5 protein-coding genes are annotated in these 12,646 nt (G+C 58.1%); 2 read left to right on the plus strand and 3 right to left on the minus strand.

From position 1 onward, the window contains the following. The first annotated feature begins 1,070 nt into the window (after window positions 1–1,070). Window positions 1,071–4,052 carry an ATP-binding protein gene (locus AC5ZFO_RS12710; protein ID WP_496122123.1) on the plus strand — a complete coding sequence of 994 codons (2,982 nt, stop codon included), beginning with the start codon at window positions 1,071–1,073 and terminating at the stop codon, window positions 4,050–4,052. Window positions 4,053–4,072: 20 nt separating this feature from the next. Here the strand turns inward: AC5ZFO_RS12710 and AC5ZFO_RS12715 are convergent, their stop codons facing one another. From AC5ZFO_RS12715 to AC5ZFO_RS12725, 3 genes are read right to left on the minus strand one after another with little or no spacing between them, the layout of a single operon-like run. After that, entirely contained in the window at window positions 4,073–5,500 is a 1,428-nt protein-coding gene (locus tag AC5ZFO_RS12715) for a Dyp-type peroxidase (protein WP_496122124.1), read from the minus strand. Window positions 5,501–5,512: 12 nt separating this feature from the next. Beyond that, on the minus strand, window positions 5,513–7,495 hold the full coding sequence (locus AC5ZFO_RS12720; RefSeq protein ID WP_496122125.1) for a hypothetical protein: 1,983 nt from the start codon (window positions 7,493–7,495) through the stop codon (window positions 5,513–5,515). Continuing rightward, window positions 7,492–8,895, minus strand: a complete 1,404-nt coding sequence (locus tag AC5ZFO_RS12725) for a cytochrome P450 (RefSeq protein ID WP_496122126.1) — start codon at window positions 8,893–8,895, stop codon at window positions 7,492–7,494. The genes AC5ZFO_RS12720 and AC5ZFO_RS12725 overlap by 4 nt, the downstream gene beginning before the upstream one ends. 770 nt (window positions 8,896–9,665) lie before the next feature. Here AC5ZFO_RS12725 and AC5ZFO_RS12730 point away from each other — a divergent pair. After that, window positions 9,666–12,635: a PAS domain-containing protein gene (locus AC5ZFO_RS12730; RefSeq protein WP_496122127.1), complete on the plus strand. Its 2,970-nt coding sequence runs from the start codon at window positions 9,666–9,668 to the stop codon at window positions 12,633–12,635. Window positions 12,636–12,646 lie beyond the last annotated feature (11 nt).

The following is a 12,646-nucleotide window of genomic DNA, read 5'->3' on the forward strand; positions in this document are numbered from 1 at the left end:
AAAGAAACTTGCTCGTTTGCTGCGGCTCAGATCCTCTCGCTAGGGCGAGATGAGCCGGGAATTCCTGCTTCTCCGCTGACGTTCCAGGCGGCGTCGTCCTCATCACGGCTCCAAAGCTCTTACAATCGTCGGCCGACTACCGCCAAAGGATGGCCGAATGGCTGGAGGCAGATCCTATTGCGTGTCAGCGTAGACCGGAAGCTTACTGGCGGCCGCCAAAGCGGCGTTTTCTAATCCAAGCAGACAACGGTAGGTGGAATTGCGGCTCTCTTCCATGATAGCCGCCGAATGACATTCGGCCAAAGTGTGAAATAGTTCACACATTCCTCAGTCGAAATGCACAAAAATGTGCGCTCGGCGCCACGACCAAGGGGGACGGCCAATGGCAAGCGAAAGCACGTTTTTTCTCGTTCATTGGCTTATCGACAATGACGCGAAGCCAATGCATTGAGCGGAGCAAGGAGAGCGCACTCGCGCTTCTCAGGGCTGGCCTGATACGCGAGGCAGTAGCCTCGATGATGATGGACATGCGGCAAGGCCCGAATTGCGGAGTACCTCACGAAATCCACGCCGTTGGTATCTTTGCCGTTGCGGAAAATGATGCCCCGGCGGCGCGCGCCTACATCGAGGGTTTTGGCTGAAAGGTTTCGATAGGCCCATGTCAACGATTGGGTTCCTAAGCGAACGCTCCCGCTGATTGCCGGCCGCTCCTAGCCGCAATGACCTATCTCGGCGAAATAGCCGGCCCGCGGCGGAGAAGGCCTCAACCGGTCGGTCGGCGCAATTTGCTCGCCTTCCTTCTCCGGTTGTCTTATTCTCGGGATGGAACTGGATAACATTATGCCGTGAAGAGGGTAACTGCCGTGGTAATGAAGCGGCGCAATTTACCCAGCGAATTGGGCCGTCGGTGTAGCCATTGTGGCTTCGAAATCCGGCCGAGTGCTAACTTTTGTGGCGGTTGCGGACGATCAAGAGCCTTAGGGAACGCGACAGACCAGAACGCGCTGACTTTTCTGCAATCGAAGGTCCCGCCCAGATTAGCGGAGCGGATTTTGCATTCCGGCGGCGCCATGTCTGGCGAACGCAAGCACGTCACGGTCTTGTTTGCCGACGTCCGAGGCTCAACAGCGCTGATCGACAAACTCGATCCGGAAGAGGCGCTCGAAATCTTGGGACCGGTTCTTCAATTGCTAATGGATGTAATCCATCAGCACGATGGCTTCATGAACCAGGCGCGTGGCGATGGCGTCATGGCGCTTTTCGGAGCTCCCATTGCGACCGAGGACCATGCGGTGCAGGCCTGTCGTGCCGCGATCGCCATGCAGGCCGGTATTCGCGAGCTGAATCGTAGCAGGAACAGCGATATTTCCCTGCGGGTCGGAATCAATTCCGGCCACGTCGTCATCCACTCGATCGGCAGCAACCTGGTGATGAACTACGATGCGGTCGGAAAGACCGTGCATCTGGCTGCCCGCATGGAAGAGCTCGCGGCGTCGAACGGTATTATGCTGACCGCTGCGACCCAAAAGCTGGCTAAAGGTTTCATCGCCGCGGAGCCGCGGGGCGCTGTTTCGCTGAAAGGCGTGTCGGAGCCGGTCGACGCCTTCGAATTAAGTGGGATGCGTTCGACCACGCGCTGGCAAGCGCGGTCGTCGCAAGGCCTTAACGTGCTCGTGGGCCGGCAGGCGGAGATTGACATGCTCGGTGGCCTTTTGCGAAGAGCCGCGAGCGGGAATGGACAGGCCCTGAACGTTATTGGCGCCGCCGGGTTCGGAAAGTCGCGGCTCATTCATGATTTCGTTGCCGAGCTTCCCAGCGAGTGGATGGTGCTGGAAGCCGCATGCGTTCCCCAGCATACCCAGTCCAGCTATTATCCGATCAGCGATCTGATCCGTCACATGTTCGGAATCGATGTCGATGACATGCCCGATATCGTCGCCCGGCGAATAGGGGAGCAGATCGTTTCGCTGGACCCCCCAGTGTCGAAATTCCTTCCGGCAATTTCTTCAGTGCTGGACGTCAGCGTCGAGGATCAGGAGTGGAAGAAGCTGGAGCCGACGGAAAAACGCCGTGAAATTATCGAAGCGGTTACGGCTCTAGTCCTGTTCCACGAGCGACGCACACCCCTTTTAATCATAGTTGAGGACGTCCATTGGATTGACAGCGAAACCAGGATCATTCTCCACAATGTCCTCAGTCTGCTGCGCGGCTTGCGCGTTTTCCTAATCATTACTCAGCGCCCGGAAGGTGATCTGGCCGACCCCGATCTGCTTCGCCTGGAACTGTCGGCGCTCGCGGAGGGGGCTTCTCAGGAGTTGCTCGATCGCCTTATCGGCCGGGACGTCACCCTGCAGTCTATACGCAGCCGTATCGTCTCCAAAGCGCAAGGCAATCCGCTGTTTATTGAAGAGCTAGTCCGCTCTCTCGCAGAAACAGGCAGTTTCGAGGGAGAGCCAGGAGATTATCGCCTCAGCAAACCTGCCGAGCGGATCGATATCCCGCAGACCGTCCATACCGTCCTGGCTGCCCGCATTGATCGACTGGACGGATTGTCGAAGGCTTTGCTGCAAACGTCTGCGGTGATCGGATCTGACGTTTCCATCGCGGTGCTCTCCGGGATGCTCGAAGTGCCTGCGGGCAGGATATCGGGAGACCTTAAGCAGCTGGAGGAAGCAGACTTCCTTCGCAGAGTGAAGCGTGTCGGCTCAGAGTACTCCTTCAAGCACGAGCTGATCCGCGAAGTTGCCTACGGGACGATGCTGCTGGGGACGCGCCGCTCGCTGCACGCTAAGGCGGTTGCGATCATCGAGTCCCGCTTTAGCGACCGGCTCGACGAGCACATCGACCGGCTGGCCGATCACGCATTTATGGCCGGGCTTTGGGAAAAGGCAGTGCCGTATCAGCTGCGAAGCTGCCGGCGTGCCGTCAGGCGCGGCGCCAACCACGATGCGATCGGAATCTACCATCGGGGACTGGAGACCTTGTCGCACAGGCCGGCCTCGGCGGACAAAATCAAGGCTGAGATCGATTTCCGCCTCATCGTTGTCATTGCGCTGGAGCCGCTTGGCAAGCACCGCCTGATTGCCGATGTTTTGCGCGAGGCACGGGAGCTTGATGGCTCCTCCAACGATCCAATACGCAATGCCGCCGTCAATTGCCAGCTGGCGGTCGCGCTGTGGAGAATTGGAGAGCACGAAAATGCAATGGAGGCAGCCAAGGCTGCGAGCTGCATCGCGCAGCGAATCGGCGACCCCGCTCTCAACTTTGCATCGCTGCACAACATCGGGATGGTACTCCACGAAACCGGAGCCTACAGAGACTCGATCGAGGTACACGAAAAGTGTTTTGCGTTCGAAAGCCCGGAGCTTGATGCGAAGCGCGCCGGCTGGGCCGCCTATCCAAGCGTCGTGCTTCGTACTTTTCTAGCCGATTCCCTGATCGAAATCGGGGAAATGGAACGGGCCGAAATCATGGCCAACGATGCCGTGACAAGGGCCGAGAATCATTTCTATTCGCGGGCGAATATATCGCATGTCCTTGCCCGGCTCAGGATCGCCCAGGACCGGCATGTGGAGGCGTTGTCGATCCTGCAGGAGTGCTGGCAAACATGCCTCGATCGCGGCATCGTGCAGATGTATCCGATACTCGCCGCGCGGATGGGAGAAGCCTATCTGGCGCTGGGCGATGTCAAGGCTGCGGCCGAGATTCTCTCCAAGCCAGAGCGGCTCGACGTGCCGCTTGGCGAAAACGCCTTTGGCTGGGGTTGGCTTTTCGTGGCACAGGGGCATGCCTTTCTCGCCGCGGGCGATCACGCACAGGCACGGATTTCAGGGAGGCGGGCCCTGGCGCTGGCCGAGGAGCGCGGCGAGCCGCCACAACAGGCTCATGCGCTGAAGCTGCTGGGCGATATCTCGTTGGCGAAAGGCGACCGGACCGAGGCTCAATCCTACCTCGAACGAGCGTTGGAGCTCGCAACCAAATGCGGGATGCGTCCATTGACGGACCGATGTCGTTCCTCTCTCGCGATCGATCGCACCTCGCACGCTGTTTGAAAGGCGCCACGATGGTGCATTCAGCCTGCGATGTCCTGCAGCGCCTGAATTCCCGGAAGAAAGAAATAGGCTCCGCCCCTGACCTTAACGAACGGCTTTGGACGTTCGACTTGAAGGTTGACGGGACGGCTCTGTATCACGATTGGGCTGCCGTCGGAGAAATGACTGATGGGATCCGTTCCGGTGTAAAGGCCGTTGAAACTGGGGTTATTGATCCATGAGTGCTGAATCAGCTCGAACTGGCCTGCTAGGTCGGCGTTGAGGGCGATGAACAACATCCCTCTTTCACCACCAGCATTTGTGGCATTCGGCTCCCATCGTTCCCCATAGGGGCGCCCGCGCCGGATAATGCGGTGCATCTTCGAAAGACGCAGAGCTGTTTCCGGATCCGGTCCGAGGGAATCGCGCGGATTTGCCCGCCGGATGTGCGCCCCTATCGGGCAATTCAAACCGTAACGGTCCTGGTAGTAATAGAGGAAGTTGTTTTTCCGATCTTCCTTGTCAGCGTTGGGGAGTTCGGGAGCCAGCGGGATGCCGTCTTTGCAGCGACCGAGCAAACGCGCGGCAACCCAGTCGGCGGTCTCGCCAATATCGTCTGCCACCTTCGCAACAAAGTCGTGGAACGCGGGGACGTCCTGCTCGAGCTGTCGGAACACCAGATACGTTCCATTCCGTCTGATATCTCGGCCGTGCCCGTTGGTGACGCGTGCGCGGCGCTCATTGAGGTAACCAAGCAGGAACTCGCCCGGCCTGATGTGAGAGCTCAGCTTGACCTCGGACTTCTGCTCGGACTTCTGCTCGCTGCCATCGCCCTCCCGCGTCTTCTTCGGGCGGCCCTCGATTTTGGGCTGGGATATCCCGTCGGAAAAACCGAAGTGCTCCTTTGTGGTTCGCCCGTCCTTCCCGGATTGCGCGTCCGGGTCGGGAAAGAATTGCCCCGTCAAGACCTTCGGTTCGCCGTCGAGTATGCCCTCCATCGCCTCCAGCTCGGCCTTGATCAGCCCGTCGAGCTCCCCTTTCACCGCGTACAGCATCAGGAGGCCGTCGACGGCGCGCGTCTCTTCGTTCCAGCCGCCCCAATTCCAGTGCTCCGGTGAACTGTCGCCGAGGTCGCCAAGAATGTTGGTACGGCGCGGTATCGGCATATCCGGCGTTGGCTCAGGCGCCATTCCTTCGAGGAATTCGAACGAGAAGGAGTTGAGCGTGGATTCCTCGACTCCGAGATGCCGCAGGCCGGTGGCCGTCAGAGCCAGATTCCTCGCGGTGTGTGTATCGCGGCCTGGCCCAGGCCGGGAGTTCGTCAGCCGCTTTCCGAGATCGGAAATCCACTTTTTCTTGCGCGGCAGTTCACCGGGCCGGAAGCGCAACAACAGGTAGGCCGAATCCGTCAGCCTCCCATATCCGTACAGGACGAGACCTTGCACATTTTCCCAGTCGACTTTTTCCATGACGGCACCCGCTCAAAGGTTCTGCACGACGGCATCGACCCCGCTGGGGACCTGCGGCCTGGACAAGGATTGTCGAACCGCTGTGCTGGTATTTAGGTTCACCACGCTCAGTGAGGGATAGGCACTGTACCAAACGATGGTCTCGATTTGGCTCTCGCGCACGTAAGCTTTGAATGGCCGCTCAGCTTGTGCCCCTTGCCAGAAGTAGAATCGCGTCTCGGGAAAGCTCCACCGCTCGCCGGGGGCGGTTTCAACGAAGGTATTCGTCCAGATGGCGTTCAGCCCCTTGACCGCTGCCATGTCGATGAACTCGTTCAGGTAGCTGTCCCACGCGCCTCCATAATTGTCGAGAAACAGCAGCCGTCGGCCTCCATCAATAAGAACCCAGCGGGCCGAAAGGATCGTCGGGATGTCGCCGAGCGTGCCGACATTGAACCAGAAGCGGGACAGGAGATTGATGACGAACAGCGTAGCGCGCAACGCGATGCCGTGAACCCAGCCAGGCTTGACGAGCGTGAGGCTTGCAAGATGATTTTGGCATCGGTTGTTGCCGCCTTCCTCCCGCGTATATTTCTTGGAGTTCTGGGCGATTCTCGCCTCGAGCGCAACGGGGTCGTCAAAGTGCTGCCTGTCTGCAATCTCGCGCGCGTGCACAACCAAAAGAAGCAGGACAAAAAGCGCGTACAGGATAACGGCACCGATTAAGCCGTAGGCGGCGATCAAGAGTAACCGGTAGACGAGCTCGTTGGCGGTCGGGTCGGTCATCAACGCAGGCAAGTAACGGCTGATGATGAGGGCGCCGAAGGATGCGACGATCACCATCGCAAACCGGACAAGGTCGAGTCCCAGACGCCTCAAGTTCTCCTGCGGGCCTTCGAGTTTCTTTATCTCGACCAATATCCTTAAGGAGGTTGCCAGGTATTGCAGAAAGAGCAGCACGATCACCAGAACGACAAGCAGCAGCAGGGAAATTGAGTGCGCGATCCACGTTGATAAGCTGGTCGCAAGCCACAATGTTCCCAGACGCGGAATGACAGCCAGCAGAACCGAACCAATGAAAACGGCTAACACGCCATAGCGCAGAATTATCATGATGTGCAGCGGAACACGCGTGATGAAGAATTGATCGCGCGGATGTTTGCTCCAGCTGGTGAAAAAAAGTTCGACTATGCGAAGGACGAGCCAGATACCAGCCAGTCCGATGGGCAGAAACAATCGCGGCGAGAGATTGGGAGCGATCCGGCTGACCCAGCTTCCGTCAATTCGACCCACTTCCTCGAAAGTGGACTTCAGCGAGTCCAAAAGAGGCTTGTGACCGTATGCGACGGCGACCCAATCGCAGATGGCGCCGATCAGGCAAGCCAGGGCCAAAGCGGCAATCACGACAGCTACCAGGCTCGCGCGCCGGAACCGCACCTCGCATGGCACCGGTGCCTGTTGCTCCGCCCAGCGATTGTCTTTCTGCCCGGCTATGAAGCCGCGCAGCTGGACAAAGAGCCCGTCCAGGCGTGGAGCGAAGGCCGCGCCAGGTTGGCCTCGGGAGAAGTAGCTGACGATCTTCGAATGCAATCCACCTTCATTCCTGATTTCCGCTACGCTGCGGCCGGGACTGCCGGAGAAGTAGATGTGAGCTCCTTGATCGTGCTCGATCAGGTAATCCATTAGGAGCTTGGGCGTTGCCAGACCGCAAGCGGGCCAGCCTGGGCAATGCCGATAGAGCTCTTGCATGCCTGCGCCGGCCACTTGCAGGAGATTTGATACAAAGTCCGTTCTCGATCCGTCGAAGGTCGCTTCGAAGACAAGGCCTGGTCCGAAATCGTCCGTCGCCTCGAGTAGGGTGAAGCTGGCAAAGTGAAGGTTCGGGATGAAATCGAACCGGAACTCAGGCCTGCATCGCATGTCCGATTCCGGCTCGGCGTTGGCGCGGAGATACTGGCGACACGATTCTGTATCCCAGCCTTCCAGTGGCGTGATGACCGTGATGTAGTTCGTCATGGATGCTGTCCATCCGACCATGCGGGCCGGGACCCGCTTTGGAATGTGACGACCAGGCTGGCAGCTACCGGCCCGTCAAAGCGGAGCTGACCCTTCGCGTCTGTTGCCCTCGAGATACCATCTAGCACTAAGAGCGATCTGAAGACCTCCAGCAGGGCTATTTCGGCAATATATCGCCCAAAGCACTGCCGTGGCCCCAAGCCAAAATGAAGGTACTGATCGAATGGCCGCGATGGGTTGAACTGCGAGGGATCGGGGACTGCCTCTTCATCGAACATGGCCGAGAGCGGGGGAGCGAGAACCCTCGTTCCGGCACGCACGATACGAGCGTTTTTCGTACCGTAGGCAATCACTGTCTCGCGCGGTGTGTCGCGAAGCAAGAGCGGCAACATCGGCCGAAAGCGTAGCGCCTCATAGACGTAGTGCCGAAGTTTGCAGCGAAGCTCGTCCACCCTGGCCTGATCACGGCTCTCCATGGCTTCATTGAGCTCGCGCGCTACTTTCTGAGCGTCCTGCAGCGCATCGGGACGCGCCAAGATCTGATCGACGGCCCCTGCCGCCGCTCGAACGATTGTCGCTCCCCCGGTAGCAAGCAGGCCTGTAAGATAACGCCGAATCCAGTCTTCATCGAACCAAGCCGGTGCGCCAGGAGTGCGTACTTTTTTGGTGAGGCGGACGAGGAGAGTATCCCTGCGAGCAGCCGGAGATGAAACGGCGTTCGAAATCTCATTCAGCACGAGATCGGTAATTTTTGCGATGCTGGCACGTGAGCGGGACCATGGTTCCGATCCCGTCGGTGGCTTAACCATGATGATGCCGGCGAGGTCACGCATGGCGTGGGCCATTTCTTTCGCGCTTCCCGCTAGAGGACGAACACCGAAATACTGGTGAGCGATCTCGACCACGACGGGTTCAAGCAACTCGGAGACCACATCGATCCGGGCATTGGCTGCACCAATGCGCGCGCGGCACTCGCCAATAACGATCGCTCTGATTTTGTCGGAATCGGATTTGTCGACGGCGTCTTGAAGCCACTTGCGCTCTTGCGCATGCTGCTGCCGCCAATCGACGGTCATGAGGAAATTGCCCCATGGCATTCCCGGGTCGATGGACTCGCCCAGTGTGAAGTCGTCGAAGCGCTCGAGCACCTCGCGCACCTCGCGCGCCCGCGTAACGACAAGTGTTTTGTTGAAGATGAGTATCGGTCGAACGCGGCGCAGAACGCTAAATGCGAACTTCAGTAGATCAAGTTGACAGAGGAAATGGCATGACACTCGATAAACGCGCATGCGAAACGCGAGGCGTCGGGCGTCGATGAAGCGTCCCAGCCAAGCGGCAAACTGGAAATAGCGATCCGTCGACTGAGGTCGCATTGCTGATCTGGGGATATTTGTATCCATCGGCAGCCCCCGAAGCCTTGCTGCGCAATTTCGCTCTGGCACCAAGGCCGTTAACTTTCGTCTCTCATCGTTATCGCAGGCGGCGCAATAAAGGTGTGAACTGTTTCACATTTGCGGCAGTCGACGTGCGATGGCGCCTCTGGACGCCCGAGGGTAACGTCGCGCCTGCCAGATTGCCCCAGCTCGTGTCGGGGCCGACTTAAGTAGCCCAAAGTTAGCCAGTGTGGGCCGCGACATTTAAGCTGCTGCCGGAGCAACGCGGCGCTGGCGGCGCTCGAATTGCTCGCAACAATATTCCTATGGCTATCCGATTTCATTGGGACGTTGATGATGAGAAAGCCCCTGCCTTCGCTCGGGAATTCTATCGCGAATTGGTGGTCTGCCCGGCGATCAGCAACGCTCGACGCAATCTGTTCGATGGATCTCAAGGCTCGGATCCGATCTGGACGTCACCCGTGCTCATCGCGCGCCCGTAGGGTCCAGGTGGAGGCGGTTCTGAAGTCACCAACCCCAAAGGCACCAGCAGATCAGGCGAGCTGGGTGGTTCTTCGCCTATGCGTTGTTATGGAACAACGCGGCCGCTTGTCGACCTAACCAATATCTCTTCCGGCGCCGCTCAAAGCGACAGCACCGGTGACGTTTATCATTGTGAGCAGACCGTCGTTCGACGGGATGTGATCCAGTTCACTTGACTGCAACTTATGGTGGGATTTCAATGATCCCATCGAGCCTTTGCGATCGATTGTTCTTTTGCGTTTTGCGAGGACGATATGGTTGATAGCAGCGACCATGTCTTTTCGGCCGCCATAAAGCGGACAATGGAGTCGGCCGAAGCAGAAAGCCCAGAAACGGTAATCCGGCGACTCGTCGGACGCTTACGCGAGCGGCGGCCTGGTGGCCTCGTCCAGATACTCGCGCCAATTTTGGCGAAGCGAGATGAAGCCCTTGCTAAGGACCTTTCTGTTGCGGGCGTCAGCACTCTAAAGCGGTACGACGATCTGCTCTTCAGAATTCTATCTGTCCGCTACGATGCGCTCGATACCGCACTCGTCCGCACCAGCTTCGCCGTGGCAGAAATTGACGGTCTCGGCACCATCTCATACGCGAATGATGCTCTTCGCGCGCTCCTGCCGGACGCGGTCGGACGCGATTTCGCTTCGCTGTTTGGACCACGGTCGGCAGATGTACGGGCGGCTCTATCAACGCACGAGCGGCAGAGTTTGCGTTTGGACCTGCATCGAGGCAATCTGCCGTCGATCCACCTTCGAGGCGAATTGGGACCACTGACTGACGAAGCTGGTCGTGCCGGAGCATACGCGCTCCTTCTCGGCGTACAGGAGGAGGAAGCAAGGTTCGATAGTCTTCCCGACGGCATTCTACGGCTGGATCCGGAAGGCGATATCGTTTTTGCGAACCAGCGCGCCGAGGATCTCATCGGTGAAGCTAGAACCGCACTACAGGGACGCCAAGCCGCCGCGTTATTTGCCAATCCCGGCTTGACCGCCGGCCCGGAAGATTTTTCCAATTGGTTCAAATCGCCGGACGGGCGGAAGGAGAAAGCCGAACTGGTACCGTCGCATGGGTTGCCTATACCAGTTCGGTTAACCGTTGCCCCTTCGTTCGATACAGCAGACTCCTCCTCCGGCGCAATCATCACCATTGTGCCAATGGCAGAGGAACTCGTACGAGCGGAATTGCAGCAAGTCCTCAGTTTTCCAAACTACGAACCTGAAGAGCTGATACTCGGGGTCATGGAGGCAGTTCGAAAGATCGTTCCTTACGATCTCGCCACCTTCGGAGTGTACACTGAAGATATGAGGTACCACAAAACTCTGGTGGTGCATCCGAAGCCCGAGTGGAAATGGACCACTGCCTGGTTTCCTCTTGGAAGCGAAGTCCGCAATTTTCTCTTGAGCGATCGGACATGGGGCGACGATCTTCGAGCGACCGCAATCAATCTGTCGCCCGAAATTGAGGGAGATCACGTCCTAGAAAATCTGATTAAGAGCGGGATGCGAGGGTATGTCACGCTGCCAATTGCCGGCGGCGGCCACCAGATACGCGCATCCTTGACCCTCCTCTCACAACAACCGCATCAATACGACGGCTCTGAAATCAGCCGCATGCGCGATTTGGGCGTCGAGAAAGCCCTCCTGGTCGCTGAGGCAAACCTCTCGCGTCGGCGCGAAGAATTGGTCCGAACGCTGCAAAAACGCCTTGCCAACGTTGATCGATACGATGAGCTGGCGAAGTGCCTAGCGCAAGGCATCTCCGAGTGCTTTGGATGGGATTACGTCGCCGTCTTTTCCGTCGATCGAAGGGATGACCGCTTCCACATTGTTTATCAATGTAATCGCACCAATACGCCGGACATCGATCAAAACTACAGCCAGCCCCTCACCGAGGGCCTCCTGGGCGCCGCATTGCGCTACAATGCAGCGTTGGCGGAGCCGGACATCGAAACCGGATCTCAGTTTGGCTATAAGCCTGTCATTCCAGACCGACGCTCCGCTCTGGCATTCCCGATCCGGGTCGTTCAACAGGCTCCGAAGCCGAGCCGCGACGAGATCGAATGGATGTTGTCGATCGAGTCGTCCATGAAGAACGCGTTTCAGGGACCCGACATGGTCGCCCTGAACGACTTGTTGGCGCAATGCGAAGAACTGCTTCGACGACGTTGGACGAAGGCCGTACAACTTTCCCTGCTCGACACGGTGGAGCAGGCCGTCGTTATCGTCGATCGCGCCGGACATTTACGCCTGACAAATCGATGGGCAGATGGCCTTTTTGGGAGACCGTCAAGCGCCCTGTTGGGCGAGCGCCTTACAGATTTTGGAACCCATGACGCGGATCGCCGTCTCCTCAGTTCAACGACCCCAATTGCGCAAGCTCCTTTGACGCTAAGCATCGACGCCGCGGTCAGCGTCCCAACATCGGCAAGTCTGCGCCCTCTGAATGACGATTACGGTCATTGTCTATGGCTTTTCACCGATCTCCGCCAAGAAGCTCAGCACGCCAACTTGAGTTATCTCGAGGACACCGTGAACGAAGTCGCTCAACACGTCCGATTGCCGCTCATGGTGGCCAAAACATTGCTCAGAAAGACACTAGCGGCGGGCAACACGTCTGAGGGTTCCGACAAAATTGACGCAGCGCTTCGCCAACTCGGAAAGGCGGACCTAACATACGAGCGGCTCGCCAGTACTTTGGCGATCCGGCAGGAGCCAGATCGGCCTAGGCAACTGTTCGATGCCATGGACGTGCTGAGGGAGGCTATCCTCGATTTTCCCCGAGAGGATCTCGAGTCTTGCGAACTCTCCGGGCTCCCACTGCACGGCAAGGCTGAGGCTTGTTACTTGCTGGGTTGGCCGGAACAGCTGAGATTCGCCTTCAAGTCTTTGTTAGGTTACACGCTTTTCAGACGCCCGACCGTGTCAAGAGTGCAGGTACGCGTTGAGCACTTTGCAGATCGCAAAGTCAGCATCAACATATCAGTTCCAAGCGCAGACGATCTCGGGACGACGACCTCTCTCTCAGACGAAGGCCGATTGCATATTGTCGGGCAACAAGCTCGAGAAGCCGCATCACTTTCTTTGGGAACGTTGGAGCTCGCGATCAATCGGCACAACGGAAAGCTTACGAAGCACGTAAGCCAATCGACTCTGGCCTTTGCCATAGAGCTGCATCCAGTTGAACTGGAAACACCGGGATCTGCGCCAAGGAGTAGTACGCATGAGTAGGAGTTTTGCAT

Source organism: Bradyrhizobium sp. Unk1 (assembly GCF_059512345.1).

What these genes read in the sequence shown, in the direction of transcription:
- AC5ZFO_RS12710 (WP_496122123.1), top strand. Translation starts at nt 1,071, where the DNA reads ATGTCTGGCGAACGCAAGCACGTCACGGTCTTGTTTGCCGACGTCCGA.
- AC5ZFO_RS12715 (WP_496122124.1), bottom strand. Translation starts at nt 5,500, where the DNA reads ATGGAAAAAGTCGACTGGGAAAATGTGCAAGGTCTCGTCCTGTACGGA.
- AC5ZFO_RS12720 (WP_496122125.1), bottom strand. Translation starts at nt 7,495, where the DNA reads ATGACGAACTACATCACGGTCATCACGCCACTGGAAGGCTGGGATACA.
- AC5ZFO_RS12725 (WP_496122126.1), bottom strand. Translation starts at nt 8,895, where the DNA reads ATGGATACAAATATCCCCAGATCAGCAATGCGACCTCAGTCGACGGAT.
- AC5ZFO_RS12730 (WP_496122127.1), top strand. Translation starts at nt 9,666, where the DNA reads ATGGTTGATAGCAGCGACCATGTCTTTTCGGCCGCCATAAAGCGGACA.